The sequence below is a fragment of the Natrinema salsiterrestre genome, assembly GCF_029502005.1.
Taxonomy (GTDB): domain Archaea; phylum Halobacteriota; class Halobacteria; order Halobacteriales; family Natrialbaceae; genus Natrinema; species Natrinema salsiterrestre.
Genome location: NZ_JAMQOT010000004.1, coordinates 328,363 through 345,981 on the forward strand (window position 1 = coordinate 328,363; position 17,619 = coordinate 345,981).

The following is a 17,619-nucleotide window of genomic DNA, read 5'->3' on the forward strand; positions in this document are numbered from 1 at the left end:
CGGGACGCATCCGTCGAACACGCGGTCGCCACTCGATCGATCGGTGTCGATCGGCTGGGAAAACCCGAAACCCCCCGCTCGAGCGGCGATTCTCTCGAACCGTTATCCTGCCCATTCGCCGGCGAGGTCGCCGGCGATGTTCTCCCGCCAGTGATCGAAGCCGTCCTGACAGTCGTCGTTGTCGTGAATGTGATCCACGAAGCCGGCACCAGGCGATGCGAGTTCGTCTCCGCAGAAGGGACACGTGACCGGGTTGACCCAGTCTCTCGTCGTGTTCGCTGTCATCGGTATCAAAATCTATCACGAACTATCATATAAGTCTCGTCCGTTAGGATCTATTACAATTTGTATGTCATATAATGCCAATTAGAGACGCTGGGCGGTTCGATACCGCTCGTTCGAACCGGTGGACGGATCGGGACGAGTCCGATGGTCCGTTCCTCGATCGGAAACGAATTCGGAAGCACTGTCTCATCCCGGAGGGACCAGAAATGAGATCGATTTATAATCCGATGCTGGGCCGCTCGAGTTTGTCGTCGATTCGCCGCGACCCTCGCGGTCGTATCCGTGGAAAGAGTTAACACAGTATGCTGTGTATGTCATAGCATGCCACTCGAGGAGCACCGCGAGTACGTTTGCGTCCAGTGTGGCCGGCGGGAAACGGTCGGCGACGCGCTCCTCAGTACCTGTCAGCAGTGCGGGGGCGAAATGCGAAACGTCGAGCTGATCGCTGACTAGTCGGAAGCAGCGCCGATCCTCGGAGCAGACGCACCCCCTCGAGCGGTGCCGCCGATTGCCGGCACCGCGACTCGGGTTTCTCGCTCTCCTCCTCGCGGCGACCCCTCCTCAGCGGGCGAGTCCGACTACCAGACCGATCAGGACGAGTCCGACCACGGCCGCGCCGCCGCCGATCACGGCGTTTCCGGTGAGCGCGGCGATACTTCCGGCGACGACGCCCGCACCTCCGCCACCGGCGACGACCGAGGCCGAAAGCGTCGGCTCGGCGGCCGTTCCGCCCTCCATACTCTCGAGGTCGGCCCGGATCGCCTCGATCTCGTCGCGCTGGCCCTCCGTATGCTCGCGCTCGGCGACCCGTGCATCGACCGCGTCGATGCGTTGCTCGAGGCCGGAAAGCCGCTCCGTGACCGTTCCCAGCCGGTCGTCCAGCGAATCGACATCGCGATCGAGCGTCTGTACTGCGGATTTGTCCGCAACTGAGCCGATGCTCCTGGCGAAGCCGTCGTGGTCCGATCGCAGCGAGTCGAGGCGCTCCTCGAGAGCCGAAACCTCGTCCCGGATCGTCGCGAAATCCTCATCGCTCAGGGCCGAGTCGGCCGTCCCGTCGGGCTGATCGGTGACGGACTCGAGCTCGGCGCTGACGCTATCGATATCGGCCTCGAGCCGCTCGACCGTCGATTCGATAGCCTCCAAGCGCTCCTCGTGGTCGGCCAGCCGCTGTTCGTTACCCTCGGCTTGCCCCGCGGTCTCGGAGAGGGTTTCGGCGAGGGACTCGGTTTCGTCTTCGAAATCTGCTTCGAGTTCGGTGATGTCCGCCTCGAGAGCCGTCCGAGTGTCGTCCACTCGATCGTCGAGCGTCGTTCGGACCTCGTCTACCCGGCTGTCGAGCGTCGTTCGAACGTCGGAGACTCGGACGTCGAGTTCGCCGTTCAGTTCGTCGACGCTTCCCTCCAGCGCCTCGAGCCCCGCGAGATCGTCCTCGAGCTCCTCGGTCGCCGTCGCGACCCGTGCCTCGACGTCCGAGGCCGTCTCTTCGAGCTGCGTTTCGAGCGCGTCCGCGGTCGATTCCAGCTCCGATTCGAGCGCCCGGACGTCCTCGTCGACCGTCTCGAGGTCGTCCGCGAGTCCGTCGACCGCGTCCGTACTGGCGGCCCGCTCTTCGAGGTCCTCCAGCGCGTCCGACGCGCCCGACACCGTCTCTTCGAGATCTGCAACCGCGTTCTCGAGGGTTTCCAGGTCGTCCTGAACGGCATCGACCCGTTCCACGTCCGCGGCGGTCGCCTCGAGGTCGTCGATCGTCTCCCGAACGGTCTCGACATCGGTTTCGAGCGTCGCGATCCGGTCGTCGACCGTCTCTCGAACGGCAATCACCTCGTCCTCGACGGCCGTAATCTCCTCGTCGATCGTCGCCTCGACGGTCTCGAAACGGGCGTCGGTCCGCTCGGAGTGCTCCTCGAGCCGGCCCGAAACGCCGTCGATTCGAGTGGTCACCTCTTCGGCCCGTTCGGAGACACTGTCGATACGCGTCCCAGTTCGATCGATATCGTCCTCGAGGGCCTCGAAATCGTCGACCAGCTGCGAGACGCGGTCGTCTACGGCCTCGAGTCCCGCTTCGGTTGCCGCGGTCGTCTCGAGATCGTTGACGTCGGCCCGAAGAGTCTCGAGATTCGCATCGACGGTTTCGGTGCGGTCGGTAACGGTTTCGAGATCGGTCGTCAGTTCGGCGAGTCGCTCCTCGAGACCTGCCCGCTCGTCGGCCGCAGTCGTCTCGATGGCCTCGAGATCGTCGTCGAGTGTGGTGAGTTCGGCCTCGAAACGCTCCCGGTCCTCGGCTGCGGCGGTTTCCACGGCCGCGAGATCGTCGCCGAGCTCCCCGAGATCGTCCGCGCGGTCCGCGAGCGCCGCCGACAGCTCGTCGAGCTCGTCGTCGACGCGCTCGATGTCACTCTCGAGGCTGGCGACGTCGTCGTCGCTCGCGTGCGTCTCGGCTTTGTTCTCGAGGCTCGCGAGGTCGTCCGCGACCGATTCGAGACGGACGTCGAGTTCGTCGACGGCATCGGACGCAGCCGTTCGGTCCTCGACGTATTTGAGCTCCTCGATCAGCGTCTCGAGCTCCTCCCGGAGGGACTCGATCTCGTCGTCGCGGTCCGCGAGCCGGTCGAACAACTGGTCGATGGCGTCGTCGCTGCGGTCGGTCGTCGCCTCGCGTGCCGGCGATCCGTCGAACGCGAGTTCGGTCGCTCCGTTCGCGTCGACCGTGTCGTCCGCGCTCGAGGAGTCGCGCGTAGCGTCGATTTCGGTGCCGGAGTCGGATTCGGACCAAGTGACCGCGTCGTAGGCGTCGACGTCGTCTCGAGCTGCCGCGAGCGCGCCGGTGGCAGCGCTCGTCGCGGGGTCGTCGGCCAGTCGTACGCCGCGGACCGAGAACGGGAGGGGTGCCGCGTCGAACCGCCCGCCGATCAGGAACTCGACGCCCTCGATCGCGCCCTCGCCGGCGATCGCGATCGGAACCGACAGCCCCTGCTGGACGTCGCTCTCGTCGGCCTCCGCTCGGATCGCGTCGATCAGCTCACCGATCAGGGCGTCGTAGGCCTGTGCGAGCGCGCTCTCGATCCCGCCCGCCGCAGCGTCAGGGTCGAGCGCGAACTCCTCGAGCACGCCGGCGACCTGTGCCGGCGCGTGACCGGTTTCGCCGGCCGCACGCTCCACGATCCACTCTCGTCCCTTGGCGAGGGAGACCGTCAGTGCCGGCACGCCGTAGTACGCGAGCGTGGCACTCGTCGTCTGCGAACCGATGGAGACCCCGAGACCGGTGTAGTTGTCGGCCTCGAGCAGGTCGTAAATGACCGCGAATCCGGTGCTGATCGGCGTCGCGTCGAGTCCGCGCGTCGTCAGTACCGACTCGACGGTGTCGCGGTGTCTGTCGGTCGGCGCTGCCGTATCCACGAGCGTTCCCGGCGTCGTATAACAGAGCCGGCCGTCCGTCGCGTCCTCGATCACGTCTCCGACGAGCAGATCCAGCGCGGCTTTCGCGTACGCCGCCCCGTCAGTCGCGAGAACGCCGTCAGCGAACAGCGGTTCCGGCTCTTCGTTCGTTTCCGTCGCAACCGCTCGGGCGTCCCCGCCGACTGCGTACGTGGTTCCGTCCGCCTTGATCGTCCGTCCCTCCCCTGAGAGTCCGGCTGCATCGAGCGCGTCGTCGTCGACCGGTAGCACGACCGGCGGGACCGACTCGATCGCCGGGCCGTCGCCCGCGTCAGTGACGGCCCTGATCGCTTCCGGTCCGATATCGAGACCGTAATCCATGTCCTCGGAAATTCGAACGACCCTATTGGCTGTTCCCCCCACAGTACCAGATGTGAAAATCAGGGTCTCAGTAATTCGAATACATTCACCCGTTTCGATCGACTCCCGATCCGGAGTCGATCCTCTTGGGTCGATCCGGAGCGTCCTTCCCGACCGGCGGTCCCGTTCGAGTAGAATTATTTCTCACTCGAGTTCTTATCCATACCCCTCTGATATCGTATATTTATCTGGGAGAACACGGACTCGTTAATTACCCCATTACAGATTTGGAATATACCGCACGTAACTACGTTATTGGTAAATCATGGCATACGAAGATCAAAATCCTTCATGTTTATGCATCAGGACAGTGGTGGGTTACGTGTATGTCTGAAACCGGGACGGAGTCCCGTCCACTGGTCCGTCAGCTTCCGGATCCAACGACAGCGTCGAACGTCCGGTACAACCCGTCGCTCGAGGAACTGCGCGAACTCGCCGGACCCGACGAGACGACGACCGAATTCGGGTCGCCGTCCTACGTCAGCGAGTTCCGCTCGCGGAGTTCGGACCGGACGAAAAACGCCGTCGACCACGAGTTCGACGACCGCGATCACGACCTGATCGACACCGCCGTCGACGCCACGGACGACACCGAGTTGCTCTGTGTCGACCGCCTGATGGGCCGCCACCCGGAGGCGACCTTCTGCTGTCGACTCTTCGTTCCCGTCGAACACGCTCGAATCGCCTACGCGTGGGCGAACCTGTTCGAGCCGGCCGACGGGCAGGACCCCGATCTCTACACCGTCCAGCTCCCCGACCACGACGAGACTGCGATCCGCATCCGTCCCGACACCGGTTTCACCGCCGTCCTCGGCAGCGACTACACCGGCGAGGCCAAAAAGTCGTTCCTCCGACTGTTCATGTATCGGATCAAGCAACAGGGCGGCCTCGGACTCCACGCGGGCAGCAAACGCGTCCGCGTCCGCGACGACGACGGCGAGCTCCGAACCGTCGGCCAGGTGTTCATGGGCCTCTCCGCCACCGGGAAATCGACCCTGACGTCCCACGGCTGCTGGCTCGAGGACCCCGAAGACGCCTCCATGCTGCAGGACGATGTCTGCGGCCTCCTCTCGGACGGCTCCGTCGCCGGGAGCGAGGGCGAGGGACTGTACATCAAGACCATCGGACTCGACGAGGAGGAACAACCGGAGCTCTACGAGGCCGCGACCGCCGACTCGGCGATCCTCGAGAACGTCGCGGTCGACGACGACGGTACCGTTCACTTCGAGGAGGACCGATACACCGCCAATTCCAGGGCGATCATCCAGCGCGACGAACTCGAGAGCGCGGACGAGGAGATCGACCTCGACCGGATGGATCAGGTCTTTTTCATCACCCGAAACCCGCTGATGCCGCCGGTCGCCAAACTCGACGAGGAGCAGGCCGCCGTCGCCTTCATGCTCGGCGAGTCGATCGAGACCAGCGCGGGTGACCCGTCTCGAGCGGGCGAGTCGATCCGCGTCGTCGGAACGAACCCCTTCATCATCGGCTCCGAGGGAGAGGAGGGGAACATCTTCCACGAACTCATCAACATTCTCGATATCGACTGTTACGTCATCAACACGGGCTATCTCGGCCAGAAGTCGAAGGACATCGGCGTTACCGAGTCCGTCACGATTCTCACCGAGGCCGCTCGCGGCACCATCGAGTGGACCCGCGACGAGCGGACGGAGCTGACGATCCCCGACTCCGTCCCCGGACTCGATATCGAGGACTATTACGTCCCCGACCACGTCGACGACTACGACGACGCGCTCGCGGAACTCCGTGCGGAACGTCGCGACTACCTCGCGGAGTTCGACGAACTTCGCGAGGAGATCACGGACGCCGTCTACTGACGCCGATTGCACGGGGAGCGACAGTTCCGGTTTTCAGACAAATCACGCTCTTCACACGGTCTGGCAGCAATTGCCGCACACACACACCGTTATATGTGTCGAGTTCTCACGGTTCGATAATGAGCGCACGGGTACGAAAACCGACCGCGAGAATCTGCGAAGCGTGCGGTCGAGGCGAACGGTGGGACGAGGATCTCGAGGCTTGGCAGATCGCCCGCGACGACGGCGAGAAACAGGTCGGCAGCCCACACTGCATTCACGAGTGGGACATCACCGGGACGTTCAGACCGGTCGACGAAGCCGATAATTGATAGACGTTTCCTCTCCGCATCTCGCATCCCTCGGTGTGCGTACCCTTTTCCCGGACTCGAGCGTAGTATCTCCGATGCCGACCGTCTACATTACGGCACCAACGGCCGCAGCCGACGAACTCGCCGAAACGCTGGTCGAGGACCGACTCGCCGCCTGCGTCAATCGGTTGTCGACGACGTCGACCTATCGCTGGGACGGCGAGATTCAGCGAGACGAGGAGGCAGTGTTGCTCGCGAAAACGACGGCAGAGGTCTACGATGACCTCGTGACACGGGTTCGGGAGGAACATCCCTACGACGTCCCCTGTATCGAGCGATTCGACGAGGACGACGTCTTCGAGCCGTTCGCGGAGTGGCGTGCGGAGAGCGTCGCGAATCGGTAGCTCGATCCGGGCGATCCACGTCAGACGGTCACAGGCGATGACTGCCCGAATTAGCAACCCTTAAAACTCGCGCACGGGTTGTGACGGGTATGGCTGGAACCATCGAAGTGCTCGTTCCGGGTGGCCAGGCCAACCCTGGCCCGCCGCTCGGTCCCGAGCTCGGACCGACCCCCGTCGACGTGCAGGCTGTCGTACAGGAAATCAACGATCAGACCGAAGCGTTCGACGGCACCGAAGTCCCCGTCACGGTCGACTACGAAGATGACGGCTCCTTCGAGATCGACGTCGGTGTCCCACCGACGGCGGCGCTGATCAAAGACGAAGCCGATTTCGAAACCGGCAGCGGCGAACCCCAGAAGGATTTCGTCGCGGACCTCTCCGTCGAGCAGGTCAAGAAAATCGCCGAGCAGAAACATCCTGACCTGCTCGCTTACGATACGATCAACGCCGCGAAGGAAGTCGTCGGCACCTGCGCCTCGATGGGCGTCACCATCGAGGGCAACGACGCCCGCGAGTTCAAGCAGCGAGTCGACGACGGCGAGTACGACGACGTGCTTGCGGACGAAGCGGCAGCGTAGTCCGGACGCGCTCGAAACACGAGCGGAGCGAAGTGTTTCGTTGTGCTCGCCGCTGAGGCGAGCGCCTGAAGTGCGAGCGTAGCGAGTCCTTCTTCGTGCTTGCGGACGAAGCGGCAGCGTAGTCCGGACGCTCGAAGCGCGAACAGAACGAGTGTTTCTTCGTTCTCTCCGCCGCCGAGCAGTGTGTGCGCCGCTCGCTCGAGGAAAACCGGCACAGCGTTACTTCTCGGCCGTGACCCGATCGGAATCGGCTGGTTCGTTCCGGGTCACTGATCCAGATTTCGTTGGGACTCGAGGAACGGAGTGACGGGATCGCATTCGTCGGGTCCGAACGCCGTCGTGAGAGGGGGAGTCGGTCGGACGACCGCCGACTTAGATCTTGTTTGCGGGTGGAACGGTTCGTTCGTTGGGGTTCCCGGTCCCGGTCGCACCGAACAGAACGCGGGTGCTCGCGCCTAGACCGAGTGCCGCGGCGACCCCGACGAGCACCACGGTGGCCGGAAACGCGAGCCCGGACACGCCGCTGAGGAGTGCGCCGACGAAGAGGCCGGTACTGAGCCGGTCGCTACCGAACCGAGCGGCGACAGTGCGCCCGATTGCGACGAAACCGACCGCCGTCGCGACCGGCAGGATCGCCGCACCGATGACGACCATCGGAATCCCGAAGAACGCCCCGATACTCGAATCCACGATAATGATCCCCGTACTCGTGACCCCGGCGACGACGAGGAGGCTGGGCACGCCGATACAGAGCGAAATAATCGGACTGCCGCGGGATTTCGCCACCGCCGTCGTTCCGTATTGCTGGAGTAATCCGAGCACGATCATCGCGACGAGGCCGGTCCCGACGAACTGGATACCGGCCCGAGCGATCGGCTCGAGCGACCGATACAGCTCGAGACCCTCGCCGTGTCCCGCCAGCGCGGCGACCGAGTCGAGCGGCAGTCCCCCGGCCATCACGTAAAAATCTACTGGCCCCATATATCCGTGCTACACTATCACGTATTATAGAGCTTTCGATTAGTGAACGTCAGTTCAGCGAACATATATCGGGAAACTCGATGGAACGAAACCCCGCTTCCACGTATCGGTCGAGAGGACCCGGCTCACAGTGATCGAGAACAGTCACCGATCGATACGTCCGCTGATCCCACGATACCATTTCCCCTGCGAGAACCGCGTGCGACTGCGAGACGACCGTACAGGCAGTTCGACGGGTTTAAGTTCGGGATGACACTTGGTTCAAGGGAGACAGGCATCGCCTGTTTCACTGACCCGTAGGAGCACACCCTGCGTACTACGGAGGTGAACGATGGCAGATTCGGATATTGAAACAGCAGTAGCCCGCGCACTCGAGGACTCGCCGGACCGGAACTTTACCGAGACGGTAGACCTCGCGATTAATCTGCGCGACTTAGACCTGAACGAACCGTCGAACCGCGTTGACGAGTCGATCGTCCTGCCGGCCGGAACCGGCCAGGAGACCCGCATCGTCGTCATCGCCGAAGGAGAGACCGCAGTCCGCGCCGAGGAGGCCGCGGACGAGGTCCTTTCGGTGGACGACGTGGCGGATCTGGACGACGACGACGCCAAAGACATGGCCGACGAGACGGACTTCTTCATCGCCGAAGAGGCGATGATGCAAGACATCGCCCGGCACCTGGGTACCATTCTCGGTCCCCGAGGGAAGATGCCGGACCCGCTCTCGCCCGACGACGACGTCGTCGAAACCGTCAACCGGCTCAAAAACACCGTGCAGCTTCGCTCCGGCGACCGACGAACGTTCCACACGCTCGTCGGCGCCGAAGACATGGACGCCGAGGACATCGGCGACAACATCGACGTCATCCTGCGTCGCCTGCACGCCGACCTCGAGAAGGGGCCCCAGAACATCGACGCCGTCTACGTAAAGACGACGATGGGCCCGTCCGTGGAGGTGGCCTAACATGAGCGCACAGGCTGAACGCAAAACCGAGAACCTTCCGCAGTGGAAGAAAGAGGAAGTCGCCGACCTCGCCGAGATCATCGACGAATACGACAGCGTCGGCGTCGTCGGTATCGCCGGCATTCCCTCGAAGCAGCTCCAGGACATGCGTCGCGACCTGCACGGCACCGCCGTGCTTCGCGTCAGCCGCAACACCCTACAGACGCGCGCCCTCGAGGACGCCGGCCTCGGCGACCTCGTCGAGCACATCGGGGGACAGGTCGGGATCATCGCGACCGACGAGAACCCGTTCTCGCTGTACAAGGAGCTCGAGGCGTCGAAGACGCCCGCTCCGATCAACGAGGGCGAAGTCGCCCCGAACGACATCGTCATCCCCGAAGGGGACACCGGTGTCGATCCCGGGCCGTTCGTCGGCGAACTCCAGGGGATCGGCGCGAACGCGCGCATCGAAGAAGGGTCGATCCAGGTCATGGAAGACTCGACGGTCCTCGAGGCCGGCGAGGAGGTTTCCGTCGATCTGGCGAACGTCCTGAACGAGCTCGGCATCGAGCCCAAGGAGGTCGGTCTCGACCTCCGAGCCGTTATCGCCGAGGGCGTGCTCTTCAGCCCCGAAGACCTCGACATCGACGTCGAAGCCTACGAGAGCGACGTGTCGACGGCCGCCGCCCGTGCTCGGAACCTCGCGCTCAACGCGAGCTTCCCGACCGCGACGACGGCCCCGACGCTCATCGCGAAGGCCACGGGCGAGGCCAAGAGCCTCGGCCTGCAGGCCGCGATCGAGGACGAGGACCTGATGCCCGATCTCGTCAGCAAGGCCGACGCGCAGCTGCGTTCGCTCGCAGCACAGGTCGACGACGAGGAGGCACTTCCTGACGAACTCCAGGACGTCGAGGCTCCCGCCGAACCGGCGGCAGCCGACGACGAAGACGAATCGGCGGACGACCAGACTGAAGACGAGGCCGAGACCGAAGACGCCGACGCCGATGATGACGACGACGAAGACGACGGCGACGGCGCGGCCGGTCTCGGCGAGATGTTCGGTTAATTAACGGAGGATCCAACAATGGAATACGTATACGCTGCACTCATCCTGAACGAATCGGGCGAAGAGATCAACGAAGACAACCTGACGAACGTCCTCGACGCTGCCGGCGTCGACGTCGAAGAGTCCCGCGTGAAGGCACTCGTTGCCGCACTCGAGGACGTCGACATCGACGAGGCAGTCTCCGAGGCCGCCGCCGTCCCCGCTGCCGGTGGCGCTGCAGGCGGCGCGGCTGCCGAGCCCGCTGCCGACGAGGGCGACGAGGACGAAGAGGTCGAAGAGACCAGCGACGTGCCGGACACGACGGACGAGGACGACGATGACGACGACGAGGCCGACGGCGAGGGTCTCGGCGAACTCTTCGGATAACGTCCACGTCGGTTCGGTTCCGACGAGTTGCAATCCCGATTTTCTTTCGACGATCGTCTCCAGCGACGCGACTGTGAGCCGTGGATATATATCGGAAGCCGCGGCCAGCATCAGCGATGCCCGCACCAGTCGAACTCGGTCTCGAGCCGACGGTGGCGTTCCAGGTGCTCGCGTGGACCCTCGCCGGCTCGCTGCTCGGCTGCTGTAGCGGGCTCGTCCCGGGAGTGCACGCGAACAACTTCGCCTTTCTATTGGCGGGTGTCGTGCCGATAGTACCCGGCCCGCCGCTGTTCGTCGGCTGTTCGATGCTCGCGGCCGGTGTGGTCCACACGTTCTGCAACGCCGTTCCCGCGATGGCGCTCGGCGTTCCCGACGCCGAGATGGCCGTCACCGCGCTGCCGGGGCATCGAATGGTGCTCGAGGGCCGGGGGTACGAAGCGATTCGGCTGTCCGCGCTCGGCAGTATCCTCGCCGTGCTCGCGGCGGTCCCGCTCGCCGTCCCCATCACGTGGGCAGTGACGGCGGCCTATCCGACGATCCGGGCACATCTTCCGCTCGTCCTCGCGATGGTCGCGGTCGCGTTGATCGCATCCGAACGCACGTGGCGGGGCCGGCTCGGTGGCGTTCTGTCGTTCGCCCTCGCGACTGGCCTCGGTGCGCTCACGCTCGATCTCTCGACCGACGCGCCCCTCGAGGCGGGTGGCACGCTCGCGCCCCTCTTCGCCGGCCTCTTCGGTGCGCCGGTGTTGATCGACGCGATTCGAGGGAGCGGAATTCCCCGGCAGTCGGGGACCGGGATCGAGACGTCGCGTCGGTTCGTCGGCACCACGGCGATCGCGGGCACGCTGGCCGGTGCGATCGTCGGCTACATTCCGGGCATTTCGGCGGCCATCGCCGCCGTCGCGGTGTTGGCGGTCGTCCCTAACGGGGCCAGCGACCGCGGTTACATCGTCGCGACCAGCGGCGTCGACACGGCGAACACGGTCTTCGCGCTCTTCGCGCTGGTCGCGATCGGTCACCCTCGGACCGGCGTACTGGTCGCGTTCGACGGCACGGCCGCGCCCCTCGAGCTCCCGATCCTGCTCGGGGCCGTCGTTCTCGCCGGAGTAGTCGGGTTCGTCTTCGTGATCGTCGTCGGAGACGCCTACCTCGAACTCGTCGGTCGAGTCACGTACTGGAAACTCTCGGCCGCGATCCTCGCGGTCCTGCTCGGGCTCTCGTATCTGTTTACCGGTGGCCTCGGCATCGGGATTTTCGTCGTCGCGACCGCGATCGGCACGGTCCCGGTTCGATTGCGGTGTCGCCGCGTCCACCTGATGGGCGTTCTGATCGGGCCGCTGATGTTGGGGCTCTGAGAGGACGGTCCTGTCGTCAGTCGCTCGAGCCCGCCGCTCGAGCCGCGGTCACGAGTTCGTCGACCCGCTCTTTCGAGACCGGGTTCGTCGTCACGCCGTCCGTTTTGAGTGCCGTGCCGACGATGACGCCGTCCGCGCCCGCTGCGAAACAGTCGGAGACGGTGTCGCTCGTCACGCCGCTCCCGACGAACACCGGCGCGCGGTCAGCGTTCGTACTCTCGTCCGCCGCCGCGTCGGCGACGCGCTCGATATCCGCCAGCGCCGTCTCGACACCCGTCCCGGGGCCGGAGACGATCAACCCGTCGGCCCCGCCGCGTCCGACCGTTTCGCGCGCCGCGCGTTCGATATCCCGCGCACCGATCGGCGCGGCGTGTTTGACGTGGACGTCCGCCAGGATCGACACGTCGGCCTCGAGCCGATCGCGGAGCCGAAGCGTCTCGTGGGCGCGGCCCTCGAGGATACCCTGATCCGTCGCGGCGGTGCCGACGTGGACGTTGACGCGGACGAACTCGGCGTCGGCGGCCGCGGCGATCGACAGCGCTGCCGCCGCGTCGTTGCGGAGGACGTTGACGCCGACCGGCAGGTCGACGGCGTCGGTCAGGGCCGTCGCGATAGCGGTCATCTCCGCGACGACGTGGGTCGGCACGTCGTCGGGGTAGAACGGCGCGTCGCCGAAGTTCTCGAGGACGATCCCGTCGACGCCGCCGGCCTCGAGACGGCGCGCGTCCTCGAGGGCGCGGGTGCGGACGGCCTCGCGGTCACCGTCGAAATCCGGTGCGCCGGGGAGCGGCGGGAGGTGAACCATGCCGACGATCGGCCGTTCGACGTCGAACCGGTCTCCGAGGGCGCTGCCTGCTGTCATATCGGTGCTGGGTCCGCGAGCGGGATAAGTTCGTGTGGGCGGTCCTTGCCAACGGCGTCGGCGTTCATGTCGCTCGTCCGCGATCCGGCAATCCCCTCTCCCTCCACGGCTGTTTTCTCGCCGCCGTCGTAACGTCTCTGCGATGACTGACTTACTCTCTCCGCTACCGTTGCGCGATCTCGAGACCGAGAACCGAATCGCCGTCTCGCCGATGTGTCAGTACTCCTGTGAGCCGGACGGGCTCGCGACCGAGTGGCACCGCGTTCACCTCGGGAGCCGGGCCGTCGGCGGCGCGGGGATCGTGATGACCGAGGCGACGGCGGTCAGTCCGGCCGGCCGGATCACGCCCCACGACCTCGGGATCTGGAGCGACGAGCACGCGGCCGCGCTCGAGCCGACCACGGAGTTCATCCGCGATCAGGGCGGGGTGCCCGGGATCCAGCTCGCCCACGCGGGCCACAAAGCGAGCAAGGAGCGCCCGTGGGAGGGCCACGTCCCGATCCAGCCCGACGGGACCGATCCCAGCGGGGCATCCGGGTGGGAGGTTCTCACGCCGTCTCCCGAGGCGTACCCGCCGTTCGACGGCGATCGCCCGGCGATGAAGAAGGCCGATCAGGACGATATCGAGGGCGTCATCGATGCCTACCGCGCGGCGGCCGAGCGCTCGCTCGAGGCCGGGTTCGAGATCGCCGAGGTCCACGCGGCCCACGGCTACCTGCTCCACGAGTTCCTCTCCCCGGCGACGAACCACCGCGAGGACGACTACGGCGGGAGCTTCGAGAACCGAACGCGCCTGACCCGGGAGATCGTCAGTGCCGTCCGCGAGGTCTGGCCGGACGACAAGCCGCTCTTCGTTCGCATCTCCGGAACCGACTGGCTCGACGACCGCGAGTCGTGGGATATCGAACAGTCAGTGCGACTGGCCGATGACCTCGCCGATCTCGGCGTCGATCTGATCGACGTCAGTTCGGGCGGGCTCCACCCCGAGCAGGCCGTTCCCGGCGGACCGAATTTCCAGGTCCCGCTGGCCGAGAAGGTTCGCGAGGGCGCCGACGTCGCCGTCGGTACGGTCGGCGGCGTCACCGAACCCGAGCAGGCCGACGCGCTGATCCGCAACGGCCGCGCCGACCTCGTCCTCGTCGGCCGGGAGTTCCTGCGCGATCCGTACTTCGGCCTCCGGGCGACCGGCGACCTCGAGCGCGATCCGGACGAAGTCGCGAAGCAGTGGCCGGTCCAGTACCGGCGAGCGGTTCAGCGGTAGCGCGGCCAGTTCCGCCGCGCGTCGGCGCCGTGGTTACTCGCCGTCGTAGGCCTCGAGCCAGCCCGTGACGGACGACCGCAACGCGCCCGTCGTCGTGCCGATATTCAGGAGTTGATAGCCGTTCCGCGCCTTTTCGTTGACGTCGTCCATGCCGAATCCGAGCCCGCCGACCGGAACGTCCGCCTCGACGGCGGCCGATCGGATCGTCTCGACGGCCTCCTCCACGTTCGGATGATCGAACTCGCCCGGATGGCCCAGCGAGACCGAGAGATCGAGCGGGCCGATGAAGACGAACCCGAGTTCGGGGACCGCGAGTATCTCGTCGAGGTCGTCAAGCGCCGACTGGGTTTCGACCGTGACGCCGACGACGACGGACTCGTCTTCGGTACCCGCGTAGTCGTCGGTCAACCCCCAGCGGGCCGCTCGAGGGCTGGCCATGCCGCGCCGGCCCGGCTCGCCGTCGTACTCGAACCGGCCGGCCCGAACCGCCGCCCTGAGTTCGTCGGCGCTCCCGACTCGCGGGAGGAAGACGTTTCGAACGCCGGCGTCGAGGGCCTTCCGAACCAGCGACGGATCGGTGTCGGGAAGCCGCACCAGCAGCTCCGCGTCGGTGCCGTCCACTGCGCGCAGCAGTTCCTCCAGCCGGCCCGCGTCCCGCGGGCTCGGGCCGCCGTGCTCGAGATCGATCCAGACGAAGTCCGCGCCCAGCGCCGCGTAGAGTTCGACGACCGTCGGACTGTACGTGTTCTCGAGGACGCCGAGCGCGACCTCGCCGGCCTCGAGCGTCTCGCGGAGCGCGTTCCCGCGTGGGTGCTGGCTCATACGGCCGATAGCCACGCCGGCTGACGAGAAAAGTCTGGGGCCAAACGGTGCGGCGATGGGTCGGAAACGGTCGTTTCGGACTCAATCGTCTTTCCACTTGATCGAACAGCCCCGAGAGGGCCGCCACTCGAGGTCGACGGGCTCGTCGGCCAGGACGGCCTCGATCGCCTCGCGGCTCTCGAACCGGCTCGGCTCGTCGTCGGGATTGGGTGCGTCGTCGAGCCGGCCGTGGTAGGCCAGCCGGAACTCGCCGTTGTCGTTTTCGAAGAGGAACGGATCGGGTGTGCAAACCGCGCCGTATTCCCGGGCGACCTCCTGACTCTCGTCCCGGAGATAGGCGTCGTACGCTATTTTTCCCGCGTCGACGAACTCCCGCATCCGCTCGAACGAATCGTCAGGATACGCTTCGGCGTCGTTCGGGTTGATCCCGACAACCGAGACGTCGTCGTACTCGTCCGCGAGTTCGTTCAGCAACTCGAACTTCGCCTGCGCGTACGGACAGTGGTTACACGTGAAGACCACCAACAGCGCCTCGTCGTCCGCGAAGGACTCGAGAGTGTACGTCTCGCCGTCGACGCCCTCGAGTTCGAACGCCGGTGCGACGTCGCCCGCCTCGAGTTCCGACTCGGACTCTGTGAGAACCATGTCGAACGATTCGGTTCGTTCGTCCTTAATCGTCACGTTCTCGACAGTCGGTTCGCTCGTCCGAGGGTCGCGACGACTTACATATTAGTACCCCGGCCTACATCCACAGGGTATGAAGACGCTCGAGGTCACCGACGAGCAGTACGCGTTCATCCAGCACCTCCGCGAGGAGGTCGCCGAATCGGTCGTCGGCAAGTACGGCTTCGTCCGCGAACAGGACGCCGTCCAGTTCCTGATCGACAATTTCGACGAGGACGTCGAACTCGAGACCAGCGGCGAGTTCGGCTCGACCGCGGCCGACGACGTCGCCGCGTCCGTCGGGGCGGCCATCGACGGAGAGGCAGACCCCAGTGAACTCGAGGAAGTCAGCTACGACGAACGAGCGAAACCGGACGAATCGACTCCCGACGGCTCGAGCGAAGTGGCCGCTGACGACGGACCCGCCGGAGACCTGGGCGACGGCGACGACGGGGACGGCTCCGCCGACGACGACGGGGACGGCTCCGCCGATGACGACGACATGCTAGACGAAATGATGAGTCTACTCGAGACTCACGACGACAAGTGGTCGGAGTCGGACTCCGCGGATTATCGGTACACAGTGGATCTCCCCGACGGCTCGACCGAGCAGGTCCAGACGAAAGACGACGTGCGAGCGCTGCTGTTCAAAAACTACCGGTAGCTCCGTTACGCGACCGGGAGCGAGATTCTGAGACGGCTCCCTCGCGGTTCGTTCTCCGAGAACTCGATGACGCCGCCCGACTCCGTGACGATCCAGTTGACCAACCACAGTCCGAGTCCGCTCGCGTGCTCGAGGGGTGTTTCCGTTTCCGTCTCGATCACCTCGATATCGTTTTGGGGCAGTCCCGGTCCGTTGTCGGCGAACTCGATCGAAACCGTTCCGCGTTCGGGCTCGCGGGACACGGTGATCGTCACAGCGGGGGCGTCCGTATCGTTGTGCTTGATCGCGTTCTCGATCAGATTGTCGACGACCGACCCGAGGAGGTCGATCGCGTCGACGGTGAACCCCGTCCCGTCCGGAAAGACGGTTTCGACGGTGGCCGACGGATAGGTGTCCCTGAACTCCGCCGATTTGGCTGCCACCAGTGCGCAGACATCGATCGGCTTGCCGGCCTCCTGATCGGAATGGAACAATCGATCCAGATCTCGGGCCTGTTCGCTGAGCTGGATCACGTCGTCGACGACCGAGAGAATCGTCTCGACGTGTCGATCGGCCTCCGGTGAGTGTCCCGTCAGGAGGTTCGCGTATCCCTGAATGACGTTCATGTCGTTCCGGATATCGTGGCGAAGCACGCGATTGAGCACCTGTAGTCTGGTTTCGCGCTTCTTGATCGCCGTCATCTCCTGAACGATTCCGGTGAGGTACGTGTCCCCATCGAGTTCGAACCAGCCGTAGGAGATCCGAATCGGTATTTCGTGACCGCTCTGATGTTTCCCCACGGACTCGAGGACTGCGCCGTCGACCCCCGCCGAGATTCGGTTCCGGTACGCTTCGATTCCGGATTTCGCCTGTGATTGGAGTCGCGGTGGAATCAGCCGCGTAATCGGGCTGCCGATCAGTTCGCACGGTTCGTAGCCGAACAGCGTCTCGACGGCTTCGTTCGCGAACTCGATCGTGCCGTCGGTATCGAGGAACAGAATGCCACTCGAGGTGGTGCGGACGAGCGAATCGAACCGCTGCTGGGACGAGAGGGCTTGCAGCGACAACGCGCGCGTTCGCAAGAGGTTCGTGAGACGGACGTCCAGCACCGCCGGCGTGACTGGCACTCCGACGACGTCGTCGACGTAGTCCCAGACGGTCGATTGGAGGGACGAGAGCCGCTCCTCGGGACAGATCAACAGAACCGGAAAGTACTGGGGCTCCTTGCCTTCTTTCGCAGCCAGAATCGCCTCGGGGTCCCGCTCGAGGGTGGTGCCGTCGACGATCCAGAGATCGATGTCGTCGCCGCTGTCCTCCGGAGCGTCTCCGACGCTGAAATCGTACGTTCCCGACTCGGAGAGCTGAGTTCGCAGGTGATCTCGGTTCGTCCGGTCGTCGATAGAGAGAAGAATATTCACGGTGTGATCGCGATCAGATCGATCTACTGTTCTTTCTGAAGGACGA

Annotated in this window: 18 protein-coding genes; 11 read left to right on the forward strand and 7 right to left on the reverse strand. The window is 65.0% G+C overall.

Annotated elements, in window-relative coordinates; translation table 11 throughout:
- Window positions 1-102 precede the first annotated feature (102 nt).
- On the reverse strand, window positions 103-285 hold the full coding sequence (locus tag NDI89_RS13565; RefSeq protein ID WP_226006398.1) for a DUF7501 family protein: 183 nt from the start codon (window positions 283-285) through the stop codon (window positions 103-105).
- Between the two features lie 321 nt (window positions 286-606).
- Between NDI89_RS13565 and NDI89_RS13570 the strand changes: the two genes are divergently transcribed.
- Window positions 607-738, forward strand: a complete 132-nt coding sequence (locus tag NDI89_RS13570) for a rubrerythrin-like domain-containing protein (protein ID WP_277522143.1) — start codon at window positions 607-609, stop codon at window positions 736-738.
- 108 nt (window positions 739-846) lie between these two features.
- Here NDI89_RS13570 and NDI89_RS13575 read toward each other — a convergent pair whose 3' ends face one another.
- On the reverse strand, window positions 847-4,044 hold the full coding sequence (locus tag NDI89_RS13575) for a disk-shape morphogenesis protein volactin (RefSeq protein ID WP_277522144.1): 3,198 nt from the start codon (window positions 4,042-4,044) through the stop codon (window positions 847-849).
- 365 nt (window positions 4,045-4,409) lie between these two features.
- Between NDI89_RS13575 and NDI89_RS13580 the strand changes: the two genes are divergently transcribed.
- The 4 genes from NDI89_RS13580 (at window position 4,410) to NDI89_RS13595 (ending at window position 7,193) form a co-directional block, all read left to right on the forward strand.
- Window positions 4,410-5,921, forward strand: a complete 1,512-nt coding sequence (locus NDI89_RS13580) for a phosphoenolpyruvate carboxykinase (ATP) (protein WP_277522145.1) — start codon at window positions 4,410-4,412, stop codon at window positions 5,919-5,921.
- A gap of 119 nt (window positions 5,922-6,040) precedes the next feature.
- Complete coding sequence (locus tag NDI89_RS13585; protein WP_226006403.1) at window positions 6,041-6,232, forward strand: HEWD family protein; 192 nt, start codon at window positions 6,041-6,043, stop codon at window positions 6,230-6,232.
- A gap of 74 nt (window positions 6,233-6,306) precedes the next feature.
- Window positions 6,307-6,615, forward strand: a complete 309-nt coding sequence (gene cutA, locus NDI89_RS13590) for a divalent-cation tolerance protein CutA (protein ID WP_277522146.1) — start codon at window positions 6,307-6,309, stop codon at window positions 6,613-6,615.
- An 89-nt stretch (window positions 6,616-6,704) separates the two neighbouring features.
- Window positions 6,705-7,193, forward strand: a complete 489-nt coding sequence (locus NDI89_RS13595) for a 50S ribosomal protein L11 (protein WP_277522147.1) — start codon at window positions 6,705-6,707, stop codon at window positions 7,191-7,193.
- Window positions 7,194-7,565: 372 nt separating this feature from the next.
- Here the strand turns inward: NDI89_RS13595 and NDI89_RS13600 are convergent, their stop codons facing one another.
- Complete coding sequence (locus NDI89_RS13600) at window positions 7,566-8,174, reverse strand: hypothetical protein (RefSeq protein ID WP_277522148.1); 609 nt, start codon at window positions 8,172-8,174, stop codon at window positions 7,566-7,568.
- Between the two features lie 331 nt (window positions 8,175-8,505).
- On the opposite strand from NDI89_RS13600, the gene NDI89_RS13605 reads away from it, so the two are divergent.
- From NDI89_RS13605 to NDI89_RS13620, 4 genes are all read left to right on the forward strand, one after another.
- Window positions 8,506-9,138, forward strand: a complete 633-nt coding sequence (locus NDI89_RS13605) for a 50S ribosomal protein L1 (RefSeq protein ID WP_277522149.1) — start codon at window positions 8,506-8,508, stop codon at window positions 9,136-9,138.
- Window position 9,139: 1 nt separating this feature from the next.
- Window positions 9,140-10,183, forward strand: coding sequence for a 50S ribosomal protein L10 (locus tag NDI89_RS13610; RefSeq protein WP_277522150.1), 1,044 nt, complete (start codon window positions 9,140-9,142; stop codon window positions 10,181-10,183).
- Window positions 10,184-10,201: 18 nt separating this feature from the next.
- Entirely contained in the window at window positions 10,202-10,549 is a 348-nt protein-coding gene (gene rpl12p / locus NDI89_RS13615; RefSeq protein ID WP_277522151.1) for a 50S ribosomal protein P1, read from the forward strand.
- 116 nt (window positions 10,550-10,665) lie between these two features.
- Window positions 10,666-11,904 (forward strand): tripartite tricarboxylate transporter permease, encoded by a 1,239-nt coding sequence (locus NDI89_RS13620; RefSeq protein ID WP_277522152.1) that lies wholly within the window; start codon window positions 10,666-10,668, stop codon window positions 11,902-11,904.
- A 16-nt stretch (window positions 11,905-11,920) separates the two neighbouring features.
- Here the strand turns inward: NDI89_RS13620 and NDI89_RS13625 are convergent, their stop codons facing one another.
- Window positions 11,921-12,766 carry a BtpA/SgcQ family protein gene (locus NDI89_RS13625; RefSeq protein ID WP_277522153.1) on the reverse strand — a complete coding sequence of 282 codons (846 nt, stop codon included), beginning with the start codon at window positions 12,764-12,766 and terminating at the stop codon, window positions 11,921-11,923.
- A 142-nt stretch (window positions 12,767-12,908) separates the two neighbouring features.
- On the opposite strand from NDI89_RS13625, the gene NDI89_RS13630 reads away from it, so the two are divergent.
- Complete coding sequence (locus NDI89_RS13630) at window positions 12,909-14,027, forward strand: NADH:flavin oxidoreductase/NADH oxidase (protein WP_277522154.1); 1,119 nt, start codon at window positions 12,909-12,911, stop codon at window positions 14,025-14,027.
- Window positions 14,028-14,060: 33 nt separating this feature from the next.
- On the opposite strand, the gene NDI89_RS13635 is transcribed toward NDI89_RS13630, so the two are convergent.
- Window positions 14,061-14,849, reverse strand: a complete 789-nt coding sequence (locus NDI89_RS13635) for an HpcH/HpaI aldolase family protein (RefSeq protein WP_277522155.1) — start codon at window positions 14,847-14,849, stop codon at window positions 14,061-14,063.
- 81 nt (window positions 14,850-14,930) lie between these two features.
- Window positions 14,931-15,494 (reverse strand): thioredoxin family protein, encoded by a 564-nt coding sequence (locus NDI89_RS13640; protein WP_277522156.1) that lies wholly within the window; start codon window positions 15,492-15,494, stop codon window positions 14,931-14,933.
- Between the two features lie 112 nt (window positions 15,495-15,606).
- Here NDI89_RS13640 and NDI89_RS13645 point away from each other — a divergent pair, with 112 nt between their 5' ends.
- Window positions 15,607-16,176, forward strand: a complete 570-nt coding sequence (locus NDI89_RS13645; RefSeq protein WP_277522157.1) for a hypothetical protein — start codon at window positions 15,607-15,609, stop codon at window positions 16,174-16,176.
- Between the two features lie 5 nt (window positions 16,177-16,181).
- Here the strand turns inward: NDI89_RS13645 and NDI89_RS13650 are convergent, their stop codons facing one another.
- On the reverse strand, window positions 16,182-17,573 hold the full coding sequence (locus tag NDI89_RS13650; RefSeq protein ID WP_277522158.1) for a sensor histidine kinase: 1,392 nt from the start codon (window positions 17,571-17,573) through the stop codon (window positions 16,182-16,184).
- Window positions 17,574-17,619 lie beyond the last annotated feature (46 nt).

Excerpts from the sequence above, each read along its gene's own strand:
- NDI89_RS13645 (WP_277522157.1), top strand. The coding sequence starts at position 15,607 with ATGAAGACGCTCGAGGTCACCGACGAGCAGTACGCGTTCATCCAGCAC.
- NDI89_RS13610 (WP_277522150.1), top strand. The coding sequence starts at position 9,140 with ATGAGCGCACAGGCTGAACGCAAAACCGAGAACCTTCCGCAGTGGAAG.
- NDI89_RS13635 (WP_277522155.1), bottom strand. The coding sequence starts at position 14,849 with ATGAGCCAGCACCCACGCGGGAACGCGCTCCGCGAGACGCTCGAGGCC.
- NDI89_RS13570 (WP_277522143.1), top strand. The coding sequence starts at position 607 with ATGCCACTCGAGGAGCACCGCGAGTACGTTTGCGTCCAGTGTGGCCGG.
- NDI89_RS13565 (WP_226006398.1), bottom strand. The coding sequence starts at position 285 with ATGACAGCGAACACGACGAGAGACTGGGTCAACCCGGTCACGTGTCCC.
- NDI89_RS13580 (WP_277522145.1), top strand. The coding sequence starts at position 4,410 with ATGTCTGAAACCGGGACGGAGTCCCGTCCACTGGTCCGTCAGCTTCCG.
- NDI89_RS13630 (WP_277522154.1), top strand. The coding sequence starts at position 12,909 with ATGACTGACTTACTCTCTCCGCTACCGTTGCGCGATCTCGAGACCGAG.
- cutA (WP_277522146.1), top strand. The coding sequence starts at position 6,307 with ATGCCGACCGTCTACATTACGGCACCAACGGCCGCAGCCGACGAACTC.
- NDI89_RS13585 (WP_226006403.1), top strand. The coding sequence starts at position 6,041 with ATGAGCGCACGGGTACGAAAACCGACCGCGAGAATCTGCGAAGCGTGC.
- NDI89_RS13595 (WP_277522147.1), top strand. The coding sequence starts at position 6,705 with ATGGCTGGAACCATCGAAGTGCTCGTTCCGGGTGGCCAGGCCAACCCT.
- NDI89_RS13600 (WP_277522148.1), bottom strand. The coding sequence starts at position 8,174 with ATGGGGCCAGTAGATTTTTACGTGATGGCCGGGGGACTGCCGCTCGAC.
- NDI89_RS13605 (WP_277522149.1), top strand. The coding sequence starts at position 8,506 with ATGGCAGATTCGGATATTGAAACAGCAGTAGCCCGCGCACTCGAGGAC.
- NDI89_RS13620 (WP_277522152.1), top strand. The coding sequence starts at position 10,666 with ATGCCCGCACCAGTCGAACTCGGTCTCGAGCCGACGGTGGCGTTCCAG.
- NDI89_RS13625 (WP_277522153.1), bottom strand. The coding sequence starts at position 12,766 with ATGACAGCAGGCAGCGCCCTCGGAGACCGGTTCGACGTCGAACGGCCG.
- NDI89_RS13640 (WP_277522156.1), bottom strand. The coding sequence starts at position 15,494 with ATGGTTCTCACAGAGTCCGAGTCGGAACTCGAGGCGGGCGACGTCGCA.
- rpl12p (WP_277522151.1), top strand. The coding sequence starts at position 10,202 with ATGGAATACGTATACGCTGCACTCATCCTGAACGAATCGGGCGAAGAG.
- NDI89_RS13575 (WP_277522144.1), bottom strand. The coding sequence starts at position 4,044 with ATGGATTACGGTCTCGATATCGGACCGGAAGCGATCAGGGCCGTCACT.